The sequence below is a fragment of the Streptococcus sp. oral taxon 056 str. F0418 genome, assembly GCF_000220065.1.
Lineage (GTDB): Bacteria > Bacillota > Bacilli > Lactobacillales > Streptococcaceae > Streptococcus.
The window spans coordinates 1312392-1336844 of sequence record NZ_AFQU01000001.1 but is presented as its reverse complement, the minus strand read 5'-3'; the positions used below and the strand labels follow the sequence as shown (position 1 = coordinate 1336844).

Below are 24453 nucleotides of genomic sequence, written 5' to 3'. Positions count from 1 at the left end.
TTCGCTTTCTTTAGTATCATCGCTATCTATTACAGTTGTTGCTACAAATCTCTAGTCTTCTGGAGAAAAAGTTAGCATAGATTCGTGCGAAATATTGGTTCCACATAACCAGTTTAAGACACAATCGCTGACATAAACATTCAATGCTTCATGATCGTATTCTGGCATTAAGTGACAGGCTCTTTCACCCGACAGCCTGTTGTAAATCGCAAACTGTGTGATGGGATAGCAAACTGTATCCTCCAGCCCAATTACCATATCTACCTTCCCTTTTATGCGATGAGCCATATTTTTCACATCTATATAAGAAAGAGTCTCCATAATCTGGTCTTCGGTTTCATGAAATGGATCATGAAACTTAAAATAACGGAAGAGCTCATCATAAGCTTCACTGGTATTTCCGATTTCTAAAACCCTCCTAAAATCAGACAAGAAAGGATAGAGGGCAACTGTTTTTTTAATTCGAGGATTCAGAGCAGCCGCTACCAATGCCAAGGCACCACCTTGAGAACCACCATAGCTGCATAAATTCTCTCCATCTATACAGTCTAGGCCCGCTACAATCTCAATTAAGCTATAAATATCTAAGTAGACATCCTTGAAAAACAGGTTGTCCGGCCCTTCAACCGCTCCACGGATAATCTGGCCTTTAACTGTATTCCCTCGGACCAGTCCTCTTCCATCCACTGAATAACCAGACTGCCCCCGCACATCCATGGAGACTACCCCGTAGCCTGCAGCTGCATATGGGAGCATATCAGCCCAATCCCAACAACGCGCCATATAACCATGGAAATGGAAGATAACCGGTATCTTCTTTTCATCTTTTGGCAGAACCATTCGTGCATAGACCTGACCATTATTGGTTCCACCAAAGACAATTTCGTAGCAAGCCACACTTCCTATGCGAAAGTCCTTTTCTATCAAGCGATAGTCTTTAGGTAGCTTCAGATTTCTTAGCTCCCTATCCCAAAAGGCATCAAAATCTCTGGGAATTTCATCACGTCCCAAATAATCCTTCGCCTCTGCTAGTAATTGTGGATTTTTCATTCCTAGTCCTCCTGTTTTTTATAGTATAAATGATAAGGCTTACATTTTCAAGTTGATTTTTTTAAAATTTTTCTTTTTTTAAATAACTTACGAATAATTAAGTGTAAGCAAAATTGCTTCATAAACTGAATTAGAGGAGCAGGTGACCTTATGATCATTTTCTGCCTTCTATCTTTCAAATATTAATAGATTGGAGAAGCAAATGAAGTCTTTCACATCTCTAACAAAGCATGAGTTAGAAAATACGAGTGGCGGTATGGCTGTTCCTTTTCTGTGGTTCTTTAAACGCCAAGCCCCTTCAGGAAATCGACGATCTTCCAGATTTCCACTAATTATCCTCTAAACAGAAGATCACATAAAGTTCAATCGCTAGTCCTAAAACTAGTTTCATGCCTACCATCTTTAAAATCTATAGCTTATATAAAAAGGAGAATATACAATGGAAAATATGACAACACTTGAAAATCACTACCTCGCCCTTACTGAAAATGAATTGATGAATGTAGAAGGAGGGGTTATCCCCGTAGCCATCTGGGCAATCTGGGGCGCTGCTACTGCTGCAGGCTTCTCAGGAGGAATTGCTGTAGGTCTAAATCGTGTAAATAGAAAATAAACTCACGATGAAAAATCAATTTTTAAAAGAAGTTTACGAATATAGATACGCGATTGCCTTTACACTTGCCTTGATTTTAGGATTTTTTGCAGGTATTATCGTCGGTCTAAATCATTTTAACTAAAAAGAATGGAGAACATGATGACTAAATTTGACAATACAACATCTCTACAACCTTTAACAGAACAAGAACTTGAAAATACGGCTGGAGGAATTGCACCATTTCTAATTGGAGTAGGAATTGTTGCCGGATTAGGCGGTGGTTTCTTCGGTGGATACACACTTGCACGTCTATTTGGTTAACAAAAGACACATGATACAAATGAGAGTGGGACAGAAATCGGTAACTCGTTAGAATTCGATTTCGTCGTCCCACCTCCGCACAGTTGAGTTGGGCTGTAAAAGCTGATGAAATCAGCGTAGTAGAGCCCACTCAACCACTGCGTCTTGCTCGACAATCCAAAGACAATTGAGAGGCTAGGACTTTTGTCCCAGCCTCTTTTTGTATTACCTCAGCATACTAGTCAAAGCTTATGCAATACCGCTACATATAAAAGTATATAATAAACTACCGCTAGGTCACATTCAAATACAATTTCGTTTACATTTACCAATAAGAATCAAGCCTGATCTGACTTTTAACGTTCATTAAAGCGGATAAAGATAATACCACAAAACAAGGATAAAAAAGATGGTTAAAGCTACATTGAAAGCAGCACCATTCAGATATGGGCGTCCTATTTTCAGCTTTTCAACAAGTAAAATCACCCACAAACTACCAAATAAGGGGGTTAAAATTCCCAGATAAGATGGCAAAATAGTCTGATTTGTGAAGATGAGAAAAGAATAAACCAGCCAGCCCAAAGCTGTCACCCCAACAGCTACACGCCAAGTTGTATCCAAAAACAACACTACTTCATTAATAAGCTTTGCATTTGAAACTGAACAAGACTTTCCCTCACTCTGCTCATAAGCTGCCTTGCTAATAATCCCCACATAGTAAAAAGCAACATGAGCCACTGGTGACAAAACAAAACCAATCCCCAAAAATAAAATCGCCAACCCATTCCACATGGATAGATGAGCCAGCATAAAAAGACTATAAAGTCCAGCTAACATCAAAGGAATAGAGAAATTAGCTAGCAAGGCACCCCAACGCAGTCGTTTTTTAGAAGCAGATAACATCAGCATCGCCAACTCCTTGTTACCAATCAAGCTTCCTTTAGTAAACTGACTATAGCGTTTCTGATCTACTTCAAAGCCAACCAATAAAACATCTCCAACGAGCCAGCAGATACCACTTACCAAACCGGTACATATCGATAATAATACCATACTATACTCCTTTTCGCATTCTACTCTTATCTTAGCATAAAATAAAGCTCAAAAACAAACAAATGATAGCTTATAAAAGAATATCTTACAAGCACTCATCATCAAAATATCAAAAGCATTCAGACTATATTCTATCTTATTGCCACTTCCAGCTACATTTTCACTATTCCATCTGCAAAAATCCCTCACTCATTCGAGCGAGGGATAGCTGATTTTATACTTTTAGCAAGAAGTTCTTCATTCCTTCAGCCGATATATCTATTTCCGACGTCCTGGACGTTCTTTGTAACCATAGTAAGAATCTTCGATGATTTCTTGCATATGATCAACCATTGGTAGACGTGGGTTAGCAGGCGAACATTGATCTTCATAAGCAAGGAAGGCCAATTCACGAGAATGTTTTTTCCATTCTTTTTCATCGATTCCTTGAGCTTTGAAGTTCATTTGGATTCCAACACGTTCTCCAAGTTCATAGACTGCTTTCGCATAAGACTCCACACCTTCCTCTGGCGTTGAAGCTGGAAGACCAAGCATTTTAGCAATATCTTGATATTTTTCATCTGCACGGTAGTAGTTATACTTAGGCCATGTAGCTGTCTTCGCTGGTCGTGTACCATTGTAGCGAATAACATATGGAAGCAAGATAGCATTCGTACGACCGTGAACCGTGTGGAATTGTGCACCAATCTTATGAGCCATTGAGTGAGAAATACCTAAGAAAGCATTCGCAAAAGCCATACCTGCCATTGTAGAAGCGTTATGCAGTTTTTCACGAGAAGTGAAGTCTGCATTTTTTACAGAACTTTCAAGGTGTTCAAAGACTAATTTAATCGCTTGAAGAGCAAGACCATCAGTATAGTCATTTGCCATTTGTGACACATACGCTTCTGTAGCATGTGTCAAAACATCCATTCCTGTATCCGCTGCGATAAATCCTGGGACGGTCATCACCAATGCAGGGTCTACAATTGCCACTGTTGGCGTCAATGAGTAATCAGCAATCGGATACTTGCGGTTGTTTGCTTTATCAGAGATAACCGCAAATGGTGTTACTTCTGAACCTGTACCAGATGTTGTTGGAATACCGATAAATTTCGTTTTCTTTCCAAGTTCTGGGAATTTAAAAGCACGTTTCCGAATGTCCATAAATTTTTGAACTAAATCATGGAAGTCGACTTGTGGTTGTTCATAGAAGAGCCACATTACCTTTGCAGCATCCATTGGAGAACCACCACCAAGCGCAATAATCGTATCTGGCTTAAATGCACGCATAAGCTCTGTACCACGATAAACCGTTGTAATATCTGGATCTGGCTCTACATCTGCAAAGATTTGGTATGTCACCTTATTACGACGCAAATCCAGTTGCTCAATAATGCGATCAAGGAAACCAAGCTCAACCATTGAATGGTCAGTAACAATCATGACACGCTCAACATCACGACATTTTTGTAGATACTGAATAGAGTCACGCTCGAAGTATGTTTTTGAAGGGACTTTAAACCATTGCATATTATTTCTACGTCTTCCTACTTTTTTGATATTCAAGAGATTAATAGCACTAACATTATCACCGACAGAGTTGTGACCATAAGAGCCACAGCCCAGTGTCAGTGATGGTAAGAAGGCATTATAAACATCCCCGATACCACCAAAAGTAGATGGTGAATTACAAATAACCCGAATCGCTTTGACCGCTTTGCCAAATTCTTTCGTCAATTCTTCGTCTGCAGTGTGGATAGCTGCCGAGTGACCAAGACCATTAAATTCTACCATTTGGCGCGCTTTATTGATACCGTCTTCACGAGAATCTGATTTTAGTACGGCGATCACTGGTGAAAGTTTTTCACGAGTCAATGGTTCATTTTCACCGACTTCTTTACACTCTGCTGCAAGAATATTTGTCCCCTCTGGAACTGTAAATCCAGCTTGTTCTGCAATCCAAGTCGCTGGTTTCCCTACAATTGCTGCGTTTAATTTAGCTCCAGAACAGTTTTTACTGTTAGCTTTCACACCGAAGCAGAACTCCTCAAGCAAGGCTTTTTCTTTTTTATTTACAAAGTAAGTATGGTAAGATTTAAACTCTGCGACAAACTCGTCATAGATTTCTTTATCAATAATCACAGCTTGTTCAGACGCACAGACCATTCCGTTATCAAATGATTTAGACATCACGATATCGTGTGCTGCTTGGCGGATATTCGCTGATTTTTCAACGTAAGCTGGTACGTTTCCTGCTCCAACCCCAAGAGCTGGCTTACCACATGAATAAGCAGCCTTCACCATGGCATTCCCACCTGTCGCAAGGATTGTTGCAATCCCTTCATGGTTCATAAGTGCAGAAGTCGCTTCCATTGATGGCTGAGTAATCCACTGCACACAGTTTTCAGGCGCCCCAGCTGCAATAGCAGCATCCCGTACAATTTGAGCGGCATGTGCAGAAGATTCTTGAGCAGATGGATGGAAAGCAAAGACAATTGGATTACGTGTCTTCAATGAAATCAAAGCTTTGAAAATTGCAGTTGAAGTTGGATTCGTTGTCGGTGTAATCCCACAAACAACTCCTACTGGCTCCGCAATTAAAGTTAATCCAGTTACATCGTCTTCCTCGATAATCCCAACTGTCTTAGTATGTCGCATGTTATTTACAACGTGTTCACAGGCAAACAGGTTTTTAGTTGCTTTGTCTTCAAATACACCTCGACCCGTTTCTTCAAGAGCATGCAAAGCTAGCTCGCCATGAGCATCAAGTGCCGCAACAGAGGCCTTCGCCACAATATAGTCTACTTGCTCCTGGTCTAATTTTCTCATTTCTTCCAGAGCAACCAAAGCTTTTTGAACGAGCTCATCAACGTGTTTTTCTGCAGCTAAGACCTTGTCTTCTTGTTCTGCTGTTTTCTTCTTATCAACCATATAATCCTCCAAGGGTTTTATTTAAAGATTAGACGAAGATTTCTAGTCTTTGTTAATTATTTCACAAGTTTATTATAACCTTTTTCTCCATGTTTGTAAACACTTTCAACAACATTTCACAAACTTTTTCGTTCTATTTTGTGAATTTTTTATCAATATTTCTCTAGAACAGCATTTTTCAACTTACTTTGTGAAATATTTTTTTGAATTTATTTTATTTCACATACTTTGCTTACATATTTTACCTGAAATAGATTAGTTTTTCTAGAAAGCGCTTACATATGCACCCTATAAAGAACCCGATATTCGGGCCTTTATAGATAATATCAAGGTTTTACAGGTCCTTTGTCAGCTTCTTCTAAAGCTGTTTTGATGGTTTGTGCATACAGCCTACCGCCTTCTGCTATACTTGTCGCATCTACACCAAAGTGAACGTAGTCTGTCCCATACCAAATAGCAGGGTTATCCATTGCTGTTTGATACCAGTCAGCAACATAAACATAATCATATTTCTTAGCCAAATCTATCTGGTATTGGCGTGTTTTCATCAGATCGCTATTAGCATCTCCTACAACACGTCCATCATACGGTGTTACTAAAATCAATCGGTGACCTTTAGGCAGTTGCTCGACAAGCTTATTCAAAGCTTCCTCATAGTTAGATACTGTGTTGGTTCCCAGAGCTAAGACCACGTTTTGTAATAAAACTCTATTTGAGATATCAGTCTGATAAACCTCTAATCCTGACTCTAAATTACGGCTCACTACTGCATCTAATTGGATGCCAGGAATAGCCTCTTGCAGCCATTCATTCGCTCGCAAGGCAACAGAATCACCAATTAAAGTCGTTCCCGACGCAACATTATAGTCCGTTGCCGTTGTTTGATCAGCTTGACTACGTGTTAGCTGTAATTTGCTATCTGCTTGATGGAGCGCATTGATCATTAAATCTTCTTCGAAAGCTCCCACTTTTGGAGCCGTAACCGTAATCAAGAAGCAAATGATAGCCAAAGGGATTAAACTATAAAAAATAGGCCGTGCAATGGATTTTACATCCATCTGAATACCAAATAAATCTTGCTTTTTCCCAGCTAACACAGGCTCTAATATATAAAAAGAGACTGCAGCAAAGGCAAAAGAGAGTATAGTTGTGATCAACACTGCAAAGATATTTCCCACCAATTGGCTAAAAATGATATAAAAAGGCCAGTGAAAAAGATAAACTCCGTAGCTAGTATCTGCAATGAATGTCACCCAAATGGGCTCCTCTAGCTGAGGAGTCTTTGCATGCAAAACACGTGCACCTAAAATCATGATAAGAGCTGCAATCGTTGCAAGCAAGAATCCGACTAAATAGGTGAAGATATTATCAAAGCGGAGCAAGAAACCTAGTAGCAATAGCACCACAAAACTACCGACTATCATTCCCAGTGTTTGTTGCAAGCTCCATGATTTTTCTAGCTTCTTAAAGTTAGCACCAACATTTTTCACACCAGAAATAGTTGCTAGAGCTGTCCCAGCAAAAAATGGGAAAATATGTGTCCAACTAGAAAAGTAAATTAGAGAGAAATTTTTAGTGAAAAAACCACTAATAAACATAGACAAAAAGCTAAATAAGAAGACTCCCGTTGAAACTAGGAAAATCATTCCTCGAAATTGGCCAACAGTCCGACTTTTTTTCGCTAAGAAGTAAACCGCTATTGCCCATAAGATATAATAGTGCACTTCAAGAGCTAAACTCCATGTATGCACAAACAGATGCGGAATAAATTGGCTTTCATAGTTACCACCTGATAGCATCTCATAGAAATTAGTTACAAAACCTAATGCCCCCGCAATCTGTGTTCCGATACTGGCCACAAAGTCCTTGCGAATAAAAAGCGTGAAAGGTAAGGTTATCAAAATCATAAACACCAAAGGTGGGAAAATTCGATAAAATCGCCTCATTAAAAAGCCTTTTATATCGATTTCTTGGCTTCTAGCAAACTCATCAATCAAGAGCGATGTAATCAAAAAACCAGAAAAGGCAAAGAAAACGTCCACACCAATAAACCCTCCAGGAAATACTCCTTGAAAGAAATGATATAGTAAGACTAGAGATAAGCCTACAATCCTCACCAATGAAAACCATTTAATGCGCATTTTGATAAATTCCTTGCTTAAACTTTCCTTTATAGACAACTTTTTGCTCAGTTGTCAGAGTTCCCTGACCATCTGCTTGACCCTTTTTAAATTCTCCTTCATACTTCCAACCACTCTTGGAGGTAAAGGTTCCTTCACCATCAAACAGTCCATTTTTGAAATTCCCTTTATATTGATCGCCATTTTTAAATGTCAGGCTTCCTTGACCATCCATTTTCCCACGAACTAAACTACCATCGTATTTGATAGCTCCTTTATCCAATGTTAAAATTCCATGACTCGGAATATTAGAGGTGAAAACTAGAATTGCTGATAAAGCAATGACAGTTATAGCTACTAATTCCAAATTAGTTCGTGTGATATAATTCTGATAGCGAGTGTATAATTCTTTTAATTTATCCATTTTCAACTTCCAAACGTTCCAGCCAGTGCTTACATCCTATCTGAACTAGCCGATAAGTCTCTTCAAAATCACCTGTGTACCAAGGATCTGGCACACTTTTATCCATAAATTGGTAAATCTTGTCTTGATATTTCTTAGGCGCAATTTTCTTCAAATCTGCTACATTCGACGCATCCATACCGATAATATAGTCAAATATTGCAAAATCTTTATCGGAAATCTGCAAAGAAGTTTTTCCTAAGTCATACGCAATCGCATGATCCGTTAAAGCCTTCTGAGTCCCTTCATGAATTGGATTTCCATGCTCCCAATTAGATGTTGCTCGGCTTTCGATATAAAAATCATCTGTTAGACTTTTCATTACAAATTCTGCCATAGGGCTACGACAGATATTCCCCAGGCACACAAACATTACTTTTTTCATAGAAATACCTCTTATTCATTATAACAGAAAACAACCTCAAATAGGTCTTGAAGTTTTAAAAATATTGCTAGCTTTTTTTATTTTTAAGAGACCACTTTTACGTAAAAAGACCACCTAATTTGGTGGTCTAAAGGGAGATTATTATGAAAAAGAAAAGTTTTAGGAGTTCAAGTTAAGTCATCCTTAACTTGTGACTATAGTATACCTCCATCAACTTAAAATTTTCTTAAAGTACTTTTAGTTTTTTATTTTTCTGGAAAATGAAAGGTTAGCTGAGGCCATTTTCTATGCCAGTCCTTCTTTTTCAATCGTTCTGTATAAAGAATCATCCGCTCTTTATTTTCTAAAAAATGCGGTGTTGGATATACTTGAAACCGTATAATTCCTTCCAATCCATATGCCGTAAATAAATCCAGTTTTTCATCCTCTAATAAACGTAAACCAACGGCTGTGCATCGCTCTGGGTATTTGCTCATGGCGTCTTTTGAGCTGGTATAAGGCTTTGTGCCAGGACTATGGATATGCATATAGACCTGATTTTTGACTTCCCATTTGTACTGTGGGTATTGCTTCTTTAAGTCTTCTTCTATCTGTACAGTGGCTTCATAAGAAACAGTCGGATCAAAGAAAATCACATCCACATCTGTATCGGGATCAAAGCCAGGTTGATTAGATAGGATATTCCAAATGAAATTTCGAACACTACCCGCAGCCAGCCATGAATCTTTTAATTTTAAATCACGAATAATCCTTAAGATGTTCATCAAATCAATACTAGCTTTAAAAAACTTCAGAATGGTCCGTTCGTCCATCGTGCTCCTATTCATTTTTCCATATACTCATAGCCTAGATGTTCATAAGCCTTACGTGTCGCTACCCGTCCTGTTCGTGTCCGTATAATAAACCCTTTTTGAATCAAATAAGGTTCATACATATCTTCAACCGTTTCGCGTTCCTCAGCTATATTTACAGAAAGAGTCCCTAAACCAATCGGACCACCTCCGTACATCTCAATCATAGTGCGTAGGATTTTCTGATCAACATAATCTAGTCCTTCACCATCTACATCTAACATAGATAGAGCTTTATCCGTAATCATCTCATCAATCAAGCCGTTTCCCATAATTTGCGCATAATCACGCACACGCTTCAATAATCGATTGGCGATTCGAGGGGTTCCTCTGCTACGAAGGGCAAGCTCTCTTGCAGCTTCATGGGTAATATCCATCTCAAAAATCTCAGCCGTCCGTTCTACGATTTCTGTCAAATCCTCGACTTCATAGTACTCCATATGACCTGTAATCCCAAAACGTGCTCGCAAAGGATTCGACAGCATACCCGCCCGTGTCGTCGCACCGATCAAGGTAAAAGGAGGCAGGTCCAAATGTACGCTGCGATTCGCATCACCAGAACCAATCATAATGTCTATATAAAAATCTTCCATAGCACTGTAGAGCACTTCCTCGACCGCCATTGGTAGACGATGAATCTCATCGATAAAGAGGACATCGCCTGGCTCTAAATCATTTAAAATGGCAACTAGGTCTCCTGCTTTTTCAATGACTGGTCCTGAAGTCTGCTTGATATTCACACCCAATTCATTGGCAATCACAAATGCCATGGTCGTCTTTCCCAGTCCAGGAGGGCCAAATAATAGAGCGTGATCCAATGCCTCATCACGAAGCTTAGCTGCCTCTATAAAAATTTTCAATTGATCTTTAACCTTATCTTGACCAATATATTCTCGTAAATATTGTGGACGGAGGGTGCGTTCCACCATCTCCTCATCATTCATTAATTCATTATCTAAAATTCTACTCATATTCCCATTATATCAAAATAATGAAATCTTGGTTTTATCAAACAAAAAATCTTTGCTATCAAAAAGCAAAGATTTTTTATACATTTTACTACTGTTTTTTTGAGTTCACACGTTTTGCAACCCAAGCTGTCAAGAGTGGTGTCAAAATAGCTGTGACAATGACAGATGCTGTGATTTGCGTTGTCGCAGCCGCCTCTACAGACTTAAAGGATGTATCTACAGCAGATAAAGCAGCTGGTGTTGCAATAGCACTGGCTGCTGTACTTGAAATCGCCGCACCTGCAATCCCAGAGCCGCCTGTTCCTTTATCGGCTAAAATAGCGAAGAAACCACCAACTAAAGTCGTAATCACACCTAACAAAATACCTGGTAAACCACCCTGTACAATTTGTACAAAGCTCATATTGGCTCCCAAGCAGAAGCCAACAATAATGATGATGGCTGTTACCCCGTTTGACAGAGCTTTTTTCATGTAAGGAAAAGCATTCCCTAGAGCAATCCCAAGAACCAATGGTAGAATCGTTCCAACAAGGCTCCAAATTGAAATATTTGCCAAGCCTGCACTACTAAGAGCGGCCATCGTAACCATAGGCCCGACACTTAAAGTTGTAATTCCCACAGCACCTGCATCGATCTCATTTCCATACACTTCTATGATACCGGCATACATGGCATTATTAGCCACTGACATAGCTCCTATAATAGCCAAAGCACTCAAACCTAAAAAATTATCATTGAAGACCTTAGCCACTATTAATCCCAACACCACTGATACAGCAATCTTTGAAGCAATAATCACTGCCCCACGACCTACTGCTTTAGGAGTGTTTTTAAGCGAGATGGTTCCACCAATGAAGAAAAGAAAAGCTCCAACCAAAGGACCCGCTCCTTGTACAACTGCCGTTGTAAAGCCGCCGATTTTTAACATTTGTGGGAAGAAGGTGTTAATAACACAGCCTATAAACATGGGTACAATGATGGTATCACCTGGAATTTTAATTTTTTTCCAAATATTTTCATAATGATTCTCCTTATAAAGCCTCAAGTATTGTCTATAACTAAACAATGCTTGATAAGAATGTTCAAAAGAAGGCTTTCCTTAACCATCCAGTGTGATACCACCGTCACAGTCACCTATTTCTCCTGATACAAAGCTTGCCAAGTCACTCGCAAAGAAGAGGATCATTTGAGCGATTTCGACAGGCTCCGCACGGCGACCAAGTGGAATCATGTTGATAACACGTTGGCTCTTTTCAGGATCTTCTGATAAAACTGTCGTCATATCAGTGCGAGTAAAGGATGGGCATACTGCATTACAAGCAATACCATATTTCCCGCCTTCTTTAGCAACAGCTTTGGTTAGACCATTGAGCCCCGCTTTAGAGGAAGCATAAGCCGCTGTCCCCAACAAGCCGCCACCGAGCTTTGCGGCAACGGATGATACATTGACGATACGTCCGCCTTTTTGCTCCATAAAATGCGGAAAAATCGTGCTAATAGTAGAGAAGCAACCCGAAAGATTAATACGAATGGTTCGTTCCCATTCTTCATAAGATAGCTGGTCAAACGGCTTCGCACTGATGACTCCTGCGCAGTTAACCAGAATATCAATCTTTCCAGCTTCTGCGATTATCTTGTTCATCGCCTCTACAATAGACTCGTGATTCCCCAAATCCATGTAGGTAAAGCTTGTATGATCAGCACCGAACTCTGCAATCGTACGTTCTGCTGCTTCCTGATTAATGTCTGCAATAATGACGTAACCGCCACCTTCTACAATACCACGAACGACTTCTTTACCGATCCCATTTGCGCCACCGGTAACAATCGCTTTTTTACCTGAAAAATCCATATCATCAGATCCTTTCTTTTATTTTACACGTTCAGTATAGCACTCTGACTTTCAAAATGAAAGCAAAAAATGTAAATTTTTCCACAATTTTTAGAAATAAATCAATCAGTTTCAATCCGCAAGTGAAAATCTCATTTTAGGAATCAAAAAAGGCTGAATTTACAGCCTTTTTTTGATTATTTTTCCAAATGCCATACTTCATCATTGTACTGAGCAATGGTACGGTCAGCTGAGAAGAAACCAGCTTTGGCGATATTTACAATCACTTTATCCAACCATGCATCGCGATTTTCGTAGTCAGCAAGCATTTGTTCTTTCACTTTGATATAGTCTTCTAAGTCAAGGAGAGTCATGAACCAGTCTTTGTTGATTAATTCATTGTAAAGACGTTCTAAACGCTCTTTATTTCCGACTGCAAGCACTGCATCGCTAACGATGAAATCAACCAATGGTTTGATCTCTTGACGAGCGTAGAATTCGCTTGATTTATAAGCAGATTTCGCGTAAAGATCGATAACAGTTTCTGAATCTTCACCAAAGATGTAGATATTTTCATCTCCAACTAACTCAGCGATTTCCACATTGGCACCGTCCATAGTACCAAGTGTCAAAGCTCCGTTCAACATGAACTTCATGTTACCAGTACCTGAAGCTTCTTTAGAGGCAAGTGAGATTTGTTCTGAGATATCACATGCTGGGATAAGGAAGCTAGCCGCAGTAACGTTGTAGTTTTCAACCATCACTACTTGCAAGTGTGGTGCTACTGCTGGGTCGTTTGCAATCACTTCTGACAAGCAAAGGATTAAGTGGATGATGTCTTGAGCGATTGTGTAGGCAGGAGCTGCTTTACCACCAAAGAAGACTGTGATTGGACGAGCAGGGATATTACCAGCCTTGATGTCAAGGTATTTGTGGATCACATACAAAGCGTTCATTTGTTGGCGTTTGTATTCGTGGAGACGTTTAATTTGGATATCAAAGATAGAGTTTGGATTAATTTCTACCCCTTGATGCTCTTTCAAGTGACGAGCTAATTTACGTTTGTTGTGAGCTTTGATGCCTTCAAGTTTTTCTTTAACTTGTGCATTTCCTACAAACTCAAGCAAACCTTCAAGTTCAGAAGCCTCATGGTGCCAACCGCGACCTAACAACTCATCGATATAAGCAGCTAAACGTGGATTTGCATGCATGAGCCAACGACGGAAAGTAATACCGTTTGTTTTGTTGTTGAACTTTTCTGGATAGATATCGTAGAATGCTTTCAATTCTGAATTTTTCAAGATTTCAGTGTGGAGAGCAGCTACACCGTTAACACTGTAGCCATAATGGATATCCATATGAGCCATGTGGACACGTCCACTCTCATCAATAATTTGGACAGCTGGATCTGAGTATTCAGCTTTCACACGACGATCCAATTCTTCGATGATTGGTACCAAGTGAGGAACCACTTCTTGCAAGAATTCAAGAGGCCATTTTTCAAGAGCTTCAGCAAGGATTGTGTGGTTAGTATAGGCAGTCATGCTACGTACGATTGAGACTGCCTCATCAAAATCGATACCACGTGCAGTCAAGAGACGGATCAATTCAGGAATAACCATTGATGGGTGAGTATCATTGATTTGTACCACTGCATAGTCAGCAAGGTCATGCAAATTGCTTCCTTTTTCAATAGCTTCATCGATCAGGAGTTGCGCAGCATTTGATACCATGAAATACTGTTGGAAAATACGGAGCAATTCTCCTTGACGGTCACTATCATCTGGATATAAGAAGAGGGTCAAGTTACGAGCGATATCTGTCTTGTCGAAATCAATTCCTTCTTCAATCAAGCTAGAGTCTACAGAATCTAAATCAAAAAGGCGCAAACGGTTTTTCTTTTCTGTCTTATAACCTGGAACATCGATGTCATACAAGGTAGAAGTCAGTGTGAAGTTTGCAAAAGGTACTTGGTAGCTACGAGTAGATTTTACCAACCAGTTTTGCTCACTAAGCCAGAAATTAGGAATCGTTGTTTGCTCATTGTTTTTCAAAACTTGTTGGAAGAGACCAAAGTGGTAGTTCAGACCCACTCCGTCTCCATTTAAACCAAGAGTTGCGATTGAATCAAGGAAGCAGGCAGCTAAACGACCCAAGCCCCCATTACCGAGAGAAGGTTCTAATTCGACTTCTTCTACCTCAATCAAATCTTTTCCTGCGGCTGCTAGTTCTTTTTTAACATCTTCATACAAGCCCAAGTTGATAAGGTTATTTGACAAGAGTTTTCCAATCAAAAATTCCGCTGAAATGTAATATAATTTTTTCTTAGAATCATTGACTGGTTTTGTTGCGCTATAATCTTTTGTGTAGTTCAAGAGAGCTGTGTACAACTCTTCATTGCTACAGTCTGCAATGTTCTTTTGATAAGAATTTTGAACATATTGTTGTAAGTTTGACATTTGTTTCTCCTTAGAATTTCCTTTATGGTTTAAATTAAAGCTTAGAATTGGTACGGCGATAGATTGTTGTTAAAGAGAGTAATTCTGACTCGACTTCTTCTGTCAATTCGTCTTCTGTCATCCGCCATTCCCAGTTTCCTCCAATGGTAGAAGGCAAGTTCATACGTGCAGAACCATTCAATTCCAATAAATCTTGCATCGTTGCGATTGCCATAAAGCTAACGGATGCAAAAATGGTGCGAAGCATCGCGTGGGGAACTGTTTCATACTCTTTGCGGTTTGTATAAAGCGCTAAGTACTCACGGGTTGCATCATCAATTTCATCCCTATACCAGCCAACAACCGTATTATTATCATGCGTTCCTGTATACATGACAGAATTGTGTGGAGCCAAGTGTGGGCTATCAATACTCTCATCTTCTGGATTAAAGGCGAATTGTAAGATCTTCATTCCTGGGAAGCCTGTACGCTCACGCAAAGCAATCACTTCATCTGTCATAAATCCTAGATCTTCAGCAATGATATTCAAATCGCCCAACGCATCTTTAACTGCTTTAAATAAAGCATAATCTGGCCCTTTAACCCACTTACCTGTGGCAGCAGTCTCTGATCCTGCTGGAATTTCCCAGTAAGATTCAAAGCCTCGGAAGTGGTCGATACGTACTATATCATAAATTTTGAAGCTTTCACGTAAGCGATCAATCCACCATGTATAGCCATCTTTATCCATGGCTTCCCAATCATAGATTGGATTTCCCCAAAGCTGACCTGTCTCTGAAAATTCATCTGGTGGGCAACCTGCGACACAAGTCGGCTTACCAGTTTCGTCTGTCTTAAAGAAATGTGGTTGCGCCCAAACATCTGCACTATCAGCAGCTACATAGATTGGCATATCACCAACAATTTCGATATGGTTCTCATTTGCATATTGTTTAAGTGCTAACCACTGCTGGAAGAAGAAATATTGTGTTACGCGATGATATTCCATCTGGCTGCTTAAACGTTCACGATAATCCGCCAAAGCTTCTGGCTTACGCAAACGAATTGCTTCATCTGACCATTCAGTCCAAGCAACCAAACCAAAATGCTCTTTAATAGCCATATACTCAACATACAGATCCAACCAACTTGCGTTCTCTTTTACAAACTCATGATAAGATTGTAAATCTGCATGTTGCAAGAAATTTTGAACTGCTTTTTCCAATAAAGGACGACGCACATTAAAAATTTTGGCATAGTCAACTCGTTTTTTATCTGAGCCAAAGTCTAATCCTGTTACATCTTCCTCTGCTAACAATCCTTCTTTAATAAGAAGATCAAAATCAATAAAATGTGTGTTTCCTGCAAATGCAGAGAAAGATTGGTAAGGAGAATCTCCGTAGCTCGTTGTTCCTAGTGGCAAAATTTGCCAATAACGTTGTTTAGTCCGAACCAAAAAATCAACAAAATCGTAAGCACTTTGTCCAAAAGATCCAATTCCATATTTTCCTGGCAAGGAAGAAATATGCATCAAAATACCACTTTGGCGTTCTTTCATCTATATATACCTCTATTATTTTTTACATTTCCATTTTTATCCAATGAAAACGTTTGCGTTGAGTTGATTATAACTTATTTTTTTTTGAGTGCAAGTGTTTTTTGAAAAAAGTTTATAAGGCTTTGGAAAAATACTGATATATCAAAGATTTTCTCTGTTTCTTAAAAAATTTTTAAAAATTTTAAAGGAAATTGTTGCAAGCGGTTACTTTTTGTGATAAAATAAATTTCAGTTATAGAAAACGTTTGCTTTACGCAATCGTATTCCTATAAATTTTACTTTTTTTATTCTTAGGAGGAATAAACATGAAAAACAAAGCTCTTAAAAGTGCTGCTGTATTGGGTACTGTTGCTGTAGCTAGCTTTATTTTAGCTGCTTGTGGTAGCAAGGCTTCTTCAACTAAATCATCTGAGTCTGGTGATAAAAACGTTACAGTTTATGTTGAAGAGCAGTACAAGGCTTACATGGAGAAAGCTGCTGCAGCTTTTGAAAAAGAAACTGGTTCAAAAGTCACTATTAAAACTGGTGACCAAATGGGTGGATTGGACAACCTTTCACTTGACAACCAATCTGGTAAAGCTCCTGACGTTTTGATGGCGCCATATGACCGTGTAGGTAGCCTCGGTACTGATGGACAATTAAACGAAGTAAAACTTAGCAAAGGTAGCAAAACTGACAAAACAACTGAATCACTTGTTACAACTGGTGGAAAAGTCTACGGAGCTCCTGCTGTTATCGAAACACTTGTAATGTACTACAACAAAGATTTAGTTTCAAAAGCTCCAACTACTTTTGCTGAATTGGAAGAACTTGCAAAAGATAGCAAATATGCGTTTGCTGGTGAAGATGGTAAAACATCTGCATTCCTTGCTGACTGGACTAACTTCTACTATGCATACGGACTTCTAGCTGGTAACGGTGGTTACGTATTTGGTGACAGTGGTAAAGATCCTAAAGATATCGGTCTTGCTAACGAAGGCGCAATCAAAGGTATCGAATACGCTAAAACTTGGTATGCAAAATGGCCTAAAGGTATGCAAGATACTGAAGGTGCTGGAAACTTAATCCAAGCACAATTCCAAGGAGGCAAAACTGCTGCTATTATCGATGGCCCTTGGAAGGCATCTGCTTTGAAAGAAGCTAAAGTCAACTACGGTGTAGCAACTATCCCAACTCTTCCAAACGGAAAAGAATACGCTGCCTTCGGTGGTGGTAAAGCTTGGGTTATCCCAACTGGTGCTAAAAACCCAGAAGTTGCTCAAAAATTCGTTGACTTCTTGACTTCAACAGATCAACAAAAAGCATTTTACGATACTACAAACGAAGTTCCTGCCAATACAGAAGCTCGTGAATACGCAGTTGGTAAAAACGATGAGTTGACAGCTGCAGTTGTTAAACAATTCCAATCAGCTCAACCAATGCCAAACATCTCTGAAATGAGTACTGTTTGGGATCCAGCTAAAACAATGTTGTTCGATGCTGTAAGTGGTAAAAAAGATGCTAAAACTGCTGCTGACGACGCAGTAAAACTAATCAAAGATACTATCGCTCAAAAATACGGCGACAAATAATGACTGACGGTTTGGGGCGGGAATTTTCTCTGCCCCTTATCTATTAAAGAATGCGGTTTCATATTGATTGAAGGTGACCTAAAAATCTTGAAAGAAGACAACTATTTATTGTTCTATTCATTGTATTGTCTACTTTCAATATTTTTAACACCTCGCATCTTATTCTACTAAACTCGGGTTAAAGGGCTACTACGCCGTCTTAATATCCTAATATCTTATTCAGGAGACCACCATGATTAGACAACAGAATCCAAGCAAAGCTTTACTGCTATCCCTCATCCCAGGTCTTGGACAAATTTACAATAAACAGAAGGCCAAAGGTGTTATTTTCCTTGGTGTCACACTTGCCTTCCTTATCTATTTCTTTACAACTGCTTCTCTAGAGCTCAGCAATCTCATTTCACTTGGTGAAATGCGTGGACGCGACAACTCACTCTTTATGCTGATTCGTGGCGCATTCCACTTGATTATTGTACTAGTGTATTTGCTTTTCTATGCTTTTAACTTAAAAGATGCGCACACTACTGCAAAACGCTGGAATAATGGCATCCCAGTTCATACGACTCTGAAAGAAATGGTTCACGGCATTTATGAGAATGGTTTCCCATACTTGCTCATCATTCCTTCTTATGTGGCGATGACTTTTGCTATCATTTTCCCTGTATTGGTCACTCTTTTGATTGCTTTTACAAACTATGATTTCAAACATTTGCCACCAACTAAATTGCTTGACTGGGTTGGTTTGACAAACTTTAGCAATATTTGGAGTCTCAGCACTTTCCGTTCAGCCTTTGGTTCTGTCTTATCTTGGACTATTATTTGGGCTTTATGTGCTTCTACTTTACAAATTGTTATCGGTATTTTCACAGCTATCATTGCAAATCAGCCTTTTATCAAAGGAAAACGCATCTTCGGTGTTATCTTCCTACTTCCTTGGGCAGTGCCAGCTTTCATTACGATCTTGACTTTCTCAAATATGTTTAATGACAGTATTGGTGCTATCAACACTCAAGTTATTCCTTTACTTAGCAAGGTGTTGCCTTTCTTGAATAACACCCTCATCCCTTGGAAAACAGATCCTACTTGGACCAAGATTGCCTTGATTATGATGCAAGGTTGGCTTGGATTCCCATACATCTATGTCTTGACTTTGGGGATTCTCCAATCTATTCCAAATGATCTGTATGAAGCTGCTTATATTGATGGAGCAAATGCTTGGCAAAAATTCCGTAACATTACATTACCAATGATTTTAGCTGTTGCAGCGCCAACTCTTATCAGTCAATATACCTTCAACTTCAATAACTTCTCTATCATCTACCTCTTTAATGCGGGTGGACCTGGTAGTGTCGGTGGTGGTGCTGGTTCAACTGATATCTTGATTTCTTGGATTTATCGTTTAACCACTGGTACTGCGCCTCAATACTCAATGGCCGCAGCCGTTACTCTGATTATCTCTATTATTGTAATCGGTATTTCAATGGTTGCCTTCAAGAAACTACACGCATTTGACATGGAGGACGTCTAAGATGAATAATTCAATTAAATTCAAGCGTCGCTTTAATCACTTTTTGACTTACCTGTATCTAGTGACATTGGCAGTGGTCATTCTCTATCCACTCTTAATTACAATAACATCAGCTTTTAAGACTGGGAACATCGTAGCATTCAAGTTGGATTTTAATATTGATTGGAGCTTTGAAAATTTCAACAGGCTCTTCTCCGAAACACTTTATGGAACCTGGTATCTGAATACACTTGTCATTGCTGTCTTGACAATGATTGTACAAACCAGTATAGTAGTTTTAGCTGGTTACGCTTACAGCCGTTATAACTTCGTGGCTCGCAAGCAAAGTCTGGTATTCTTCTTGATCATTCAGATGGTTCCAACTATTGCCGCCCTCACTGCCTTTTTCGTCATGGCTCTCATGCTCAACGCATTGAACCAAAATTGGTTCCTCATCTTCTTATACGTTGGTGGAGGAATCCCTATGAATGCCTGGCTGATGAAAGGTTACTTTGATACTGTTCCTATCTCTCTTGATGAATCTGCTAAACTAGATGGGGCTGGTCACTTCAGACGCTTCTGGCAAATTGTATTGCCTCTAGTTCGTCCAATGGTTGCTGTACAAGCTCTATGGGCTTTCATGGCACCATTTGGAGATTATATCTTATCTAGCTTCCTTCTTCGGGACAAAGAATTCTTTACAGTTGCGGTTGGTTTGAGAACATTCGTCAGCGATGTTAAAAATATGAAAATTGCCTTTTTTGCCGCAGGAGCTATCCTAACAGCTCTTCCTATCTGTATCCTATTCTTCTTCCTACAAAAGAACTTTGTATCTGGTTTAACAAGCGGTGGTGACAAGGGATAATCTTGTCCCACCCTGTTTTTTGTCACATGGCTATAAAAATTAGAAAGAACAATTATGTATCCTTATCCTTTTAATTATTTTTCAAGTATTTTTCAATTTAGAAAATCTTTCTCTAATCGAAAACATTTGTCTTGGTTCCAACTGATTTTTACTAGTCTCTTTTTGATTTCTCTGACTTTAATTCCTATGTCTCTCCAGACAGCTGCTAAAGATAGTTATCCTCTAGATACGTTTATTGATCAGGTCTTTCAGCCGTTAGATGATTCAGTAATGAAAGAGTTTGCTGATCATGTAGACATCAAAGATGGACAACTCCATTATGACAGTCATTTCGGAGTTCAAAAAACCAATATGGCCAGGTTATTATCGGACATCATGAAGGAATCGGACAGGAAGACAAATTGACTCTTTACTTTGATAAAGAACAACTGTTAATCAGTAAACACAACAAGAAGTTAGCTAGCATTCGCTATCAAGCTATTAATCAGGAAGCTCTTCGGAGCAAACAAAGCTTGAGCGCTGCTATTTCCAAGGATTGGTTCCAGCAAAATCGACTGATTATTAGCCTCTTCTTGCTTTTGGTATCTGGTCTTCTTTTGAGCTTTAACTTCTTTATCTTAACTTTTGGAGCTAGTCTCTTCCTGTACCTAACCAAGAAGTCCAGACTCTTTTCATTTACGACATTCAAAGAATGCTACAATTTCACTCTGAATTGTCTTGGTCTTCCAACCTTGATCGCTGTATTTTTTGGTATTCTTGGCCAACCCTTAACGACTATGATTATGATTCAAAATATTCTTTTTGTCCTTTATTTAGTTATCGCTTTTTATCGTACGCATTTCCGTGAGGAAAATGAGGAAAATTAGGAGGTTCTATGTCCGTTACTATTAAAGATGTTGCAAAATTAGCAGGAGTTTCTCCTTCAACTGTGACCCGTGTTGTGCAAAATAAATCAACTATCAGCGAAGACACGAAAAAGCGAGTCCGAAAAGCTATGAAAGAGCTGAACTATCATCCAAATCTCAATGCACGTAGCCTTGTCAGCAGCTACACTCAGGTCATCGGCCTTGTGTTACCGGATGATTCCGATGCCTTCTATCAGAACCCATTCTTCCCTTCCGTATTGCGAGGCATTGCTCAAGTAGCTTCCGAACACCAGTATGCCATCCAAATTGCTACTGGAAAGGATGAAAAGGAGCGCATGACTGCTATTTCACAGATGGTACATGGACGGCGTGTAGATGGGTTGATTTTCCTATACGCTCAAGAAAATGACCCTTTGATTCGTATGGTGTCTGAGGCACAATTCCCTTTTCTTATACTAGGGAAATCTCTTTCTCCATTTATTCCACTGGTAGACAACGATAATGTTCAGGCAGGATTCGATGCTACAGAATATTTTATCAAAAAAGGCTGTCGCCACATTGCCTTTCTCGGTGGAGCGAAAAAGCTTTTTGTAACCCAAGATCGCTATACAGGATACGAAAATGCCTTAAGAAAAAACAACTTAGAGCTAGATCCGCATCATACTGCTTTTGTATCGGAATTTTTAGAAAAAAAGGTTATGAATTTACTAAGAAATTACTAGCAAAGAATCCATCTATTGATGCGATTATTACAACAGATAGCTTGCTAGCGTCTGGTGTCTGTCATTTTCTCTCTTCAGAAAATCTGACGATACCAACACTTTCTTTTGACTCTGTCGCACCAAAACTAGACTTAGCCGCCTACGTTGACATCAATTCTTTAGAGCTTGGAAGAGCATCTTTCCAAACAATCCTACAGATTATCAACGACGCCAAAGAAAATCGTAAAATCTGTTATCACCAACTGATTCCGCATAAAATTATTGAACGCTAACCCCAAAAACTTAACGAAGGAGAAATATGTCTTTTAGAACTTTTAACGCTTATCTGGATGATCAGCGATTAATCACTCTTCAATTGGACTTGTCTTTTGATGCTGAGAATCTAAGTTTCACAGCAGAAAACGAACATCAAGTACTTCCACTAACCATTGAAAAATCAGAAACACTATCCAACAGTCGCTTGTATACATTGACCGCAAAGCAAGATCTTGACTTAGAGCAACATTATCTTATCTATGATCAGGATCGTAATAAGGCTGTACTAGCTTTTCGTCATATTATACAACAGCCTATTTTTGATCAAATTTTTGACTATGAAAAAGATGATTTAGGAGCTACTTACACTCCTCATCAATCCTGCTTCAAGTTTTGGGCACCCATTTCCGAACATGCGCTTCTGCGACTGAAGAAAGATGACAAAGAAACCGTGCTCCCACTCCATCGACAAACCAAGGGTGTATGGAGCATCACAGTCTCTGGAGATTGGGAAGCTGCTCGCTATACTTACCTCCACAAAGTTAATGGAGAATGGATCGAAGTCCACGACCCTTACGCTTTGTCCTCTGAAGCTAACTCTGGCGCAAGCTTTGTGATTAATCCTCAAAAGCTTCTCAACTCAGCTGGTGTTCAACGCGCTAAGACTCAACTAAGCCCAACAAAGGCTATTATCTATGAGATGAGTGTCCGTGACTTCTCCAGCCAAAAAGAAGCTGGTTTTCAATCTCCTCGTAAATTCAAAGCATTGACAGAGTCTCCTCAACTGGGCAATCGTAAGATCGGTATGCAGTATTTACAGGATCTAGGAATTACACATATCCAGCTCATGCCTGTCTATGATTTTGGTAGCGTAGATGAAAAACATCCTGAACAAGTATACAACTGGGGATATGACCCTGTCCAATACAACCTCCCTGATGGTAGCTTTGCTAGCAATCCAGATGATCCTTACAGTCGAATAATAGAGTTGCAAGAAGCTATTGCAGCCTATCATACTGCGGATATGAGTGTTATTATGGACGTTGTCTACAATCACGTCTATAACGCAGATAGTTTCGCCTTTGAAAAAATCGTTCCCGGTTATTTCTATCGACTAGATAAGAATAACAAACGAACAAATGGTACCTTCTGTGGTAATGATGTCGCTAGTGAAAAAGCGATGATTCGTCGCTATATCAAACGCTCCGTTAAACAATGGATAAATCTTTACGGCTTTGATGGCTTCCGTTTCGACCTCATGGGTATTTTAGACATTGAAACTATGAACCAACTAGCAGAAGAACTAAAAGAAGATTATCCTAACATCTATCTCTACGGAGAAGGTTGGAAAATGGCGACGGGATTGGATGCAACACTTCTTGCTCATCAATACAATGCTAAACAGCTGACTGACTATGGATTTTTCAGTGATGACTTCCGCGACACTATCAAAAAAACCATTCTAGAAAGCCATAAGCTAAGCGACACTGAATGGACAAGTAGTATGGCTAACCTCTTGACAGCGAATGTCGGTCTTGAATCGGCTACGCACTTCCAAAGTCCTCGGCAAGCTATCAACTACACCGAATGCCATGACGATGCAACCGTTTTCGACTACTTCAAACTGAAAAATCCAGAGATGGAACATGGCGAGCGACTTGCAAATGCACGCTTGGCACTACATCTGGTCTTGCTTTCTCAGGGAGTTCCATTCATTCATAGTGGACAGGAGTTTTTCCGTCATAAAAATCTATTAGACAATAGCTACAATATCTCGGATGATATTAATCGCCTAGATTGGCAACGACTTATGGAATACGAACAAGATGTAAACTTCATTCGTGATTTAATTGCCTTTCGTAAAGCACATCCTCTACTCAGCTTAGAAAGTCGTAATGATATCTTGGAAGCATGCCAAGTCAAATGGATCAATGATTCCTTAGTGGAATACTCTATATCACAAAAGGATCAGCAACTGACTATTTTGATTAACTTCTCCTCGGAAGAACAAACGTATCAAAATTCATTGCAGCAACAAGTTTTTGTAGCTTATCCTATGATCAGTGAAAATAATGCCCTCATTCCTTTAGCAACTCATTACACCATTCCTGCCAAACAAGTCTTAATTTTAAAATAATC

At 39.4% G+C, this 24453-nt stretch carries 18 protein-coding genes and 2 pseudogenes; 8 read left to right on the top strand and 12 right to left on the bottom strand.

The genetic code is table 11. From position 1 onward, the window contains the following. Nucleotides 1-51 precede the first annotated feature (51 nt). Complete coding sequence (locus tag HMPREF9182_RS06740) at nt 52-1050, bottom strand: acetylxylan esterase (RefSeq protein ID WP_009443853.1); 999 nt, start codon at nt 1048-1050, stop codon at nt 52-54. 439 nt (nt 1051-1489) lie between these two features. Here HMPREF9182_RS06740 and sthA point away from each other — a divergent pair, with 439 nt between their 5' ends. Both sthA and sthB read left to right on the top strand, forming a co-directional pair. Continuing rightward, nucleotides 1490-1663: a class IIb bacteriocin STH1 gene (gene sthA, locus HMPREF9182_RS06735; protein WP_009754246.1), complete on the top strand. Its 174-nt coding sequence runs from the start codon at nt 1490-1492 to the stop codon at nt 1661-1663. 141 nt (nt 1664-1804) lie between these two features. After that, the gene (gene sthB, locus HMPREF9182_RS06730) at nt 1805-1966 is read left to right on the top strand and encodes a class IIb bacteriocin STH2 (RefSeq protein ID WP_009443369.1); all 162 of its coding nucleotides are present in this window, start codon (nt 1805-1807) and stop codon (nt 1964-1966) included. A gap of 345 nt (nt 1967-2311) precedes the next feature. Here the strand turns inward: sthB and HMPREF9182_RS06725 are convergent, their stop codons facing one another. The 11 genes from HMPREF9182_RS06725 to malQ form a co-directional block, all read right to left on the bottom strand. Then, a complete protein-coding gene (locus tag HMPREF9182_RS06725) occupies nt 2312-2998 on the bottom strand; it encodes a DUF6796 family protein (RefSeq protein ID WP_009754653.1) in 687 nt (228 codons plus the stop codon). A gap of 258 nt (nt 2999-3256) precedes the next feature. Continuing rightward, nucleotides 3257-5911, bottom strand: coding sequence for a bifunctional acetaldehyde-CoA/alcohol dehydrogenase (gene adhE, locus HMPREF9182_RS06720; protein WP_009754788.1), 2655 nt, complete (start codon nt 5909-5911; stop codon nt 3257-3259). Nucleotides 5912-6237: 326 nt separating this feature from the next. Beyond that, a complete protein-coding gene (locus HMPREF9182_RS06715; protein WP_009754664.1) occupies nt 6238-8052 on the bottom strand; it encodes an acyltransferase family protein in 1815 nt (604 codons plus the stop codon). Then, a complete protein-coding gene (locus HMPREF9182_RS06710; protein WP_009443312.1) occupies nt 8042-8455 on the bottom strand; it encodes an MORN repeat-containing protein in 414 nt (137 codons plus the stop codon). Before HMPREF9182_RS06710 ends, HMPREF9182_RS06715 begins: the two co-directional genes overlap by 11 nt. After that, nucleotides 8448-8879: a low molecular weight protein-tyrosine-phosphatase gene (locus HMPREF9182_RS06705; protein WP_009754398.1), complete on the bottom strand. Its 432-nt coding sequence runs from the start codon at nt 8877-8879 to the stop codon at nt 8448-8450. Before HMPREF9182_RS06705 ends, HMPREF9182_RS06710 begins: the two co-directional genes overlap by 8 nt. A 245-nt stretch (nt 8880-9124) precedes the next feature. After that, on the bottom strand, nt 9125-9691 hold the full coding sequence (locus tag HMPREF9182_RS06700; protein WP_009754359.1) for a nucleotidyltransferase family protein: 567 nt from the start codon (nt 9689-9691) through the stop codon (nt 9125-9127). A gap of 11 nt (nt 9692-9702) precedes the next feature. Then, the gene (gene ruvB / locus HMPREF9182_RS06695; protein WP_009443085.1) at nt 9703-10701 is read right to left on the bottom strand and encodes a Holliday junction branch migration DNA helicase RuvB; all 999 of its coding nucleotides are present in this window, start codon (nt 10699-10701) and stop codon (nt 9703-9705) included. An 88-nt stretch (nt 10702-10789) separates the two neighbouring features. Then, nucleotides 10790-11746: a 2-keto-3-deoxygluconate permease gene (locus HMPREF9182_RS06690; RefSeq protein WP_009754736.1), complete on the bottom strand. Its 957-nt coding sequence runs from the start codon at nt 11744-11746 to the stop codon at nt 10790-10792. A gap of 54 nt (nt 11747-11800) precedes the next feature. Next, nucleotides 11801-12553, bottom strand: coding sequence for an SDR family NAD(P)-dependent oxidoreductase (locus HMPREF9182_RS06685; RefSeq protein ID WP_009443736.1), 753 nt, complete (start codon nt 12551-12553; stop codon nt 11801-11803). A gap of 176 nt (nt 12554-12729) precedes the next feature. Beyond that, on the bottom strand, nt 12730-14991 hold the full coding sequence (gene glgP, locus HMPREF9182_RS06680; RefSeq protein ID WP_009754769.1) for a glycogen/starch/alpha-glucan family phosphorylase: 2262 nt from the start codon (nt 14989-14991) through the stop codon (nt 12730-12732). Nucleotides 14992-15025: 34 nt separating this feature from the next. Next, the gene (gene malQ, locus HMPREF9182_RS06675) at nt 15026-16528 is read right to left on the bottom strand and encodes a 4-alpha-glucanotransferase (protein ID WP_009754555.1); all 1503 of its coding nucleotides are present in this window, start codon (nt 16526-16528) and stop codon (nt 15026-15028) included. Between the two features lie 305 nt (nt 16529-16833). Between malQ and HMPREF9182_RS06670 the strand changes: the two genes are divergently transcribed. The 6 genes and pseudogenes from HMPREF9182_RS06670 (at nt 16834) to pulA (ending at nt 24451) form a co-directional block, all read left to right on the top strand. Further along, nucleotides 16834-18099: an extracellular solute-binding protein gene (locus tag HMPREF9182_RS06670; RefSeq protein WP_009754333.1), complete on the top strand. Its 1266-nt coding sequence runs from the start codon at nt 16834-16836 to the stop codon at nt 18097-18099. A gap of 232 nt (nt 18100-18331) precedes the next feature. Next, nucleotides 18332-19627: a sugar ABC transporter permease gene (locus HMPREF9182_RS06665; protein WP_009444032.1), complete on the top strand. Its 1296-nt coding sequence runs from the start codon at nt 18332-18334 to the stop codon at nt 19625-19627. Between the two features lies 1 nt (nt 19628). After that, nucleotides 19629-20471, top strand: coding sequence for a sugar ABC transporter permease (locus HMPREF9182_RS06660; RefSeq protein WP_009755022.1), 843 nt, complete (start codon nt 19629-19631; stop codon nt 20469-20471). A gap of 54 nt (nt 20472-20525) precedes the next feature. Next, nucleotides 20526-21337, top strand: a pseudogene (locus tag HMPREF9182_RS06655) (DUF1189 family protein). A gap of 8 nt (nt 21338-21345) precedes the next feature. Beyond that, a pseudogene (locus HMPREF9182_RS06650) lies at nt 21346-22331 on the top strand (LacI family DNA-binding transcriptional regulator). A 26-nt stretch (nt 22332-22357) separates the two neighbouring features. After that, nucleotides 22358-24451 (top strand): type I pullulanase, encoded by a 2094-nt coding sequence (gene pulA, locus HMPREF9182_RS06645; RefSeq protein ID WP_009443132.1) that lies wholly within the window; start codon nt 22358-22360, stop codon nt 24449-24451. The last annotated feature ends 2 nt before the right edge of the window (nt 24452-24453 follow it).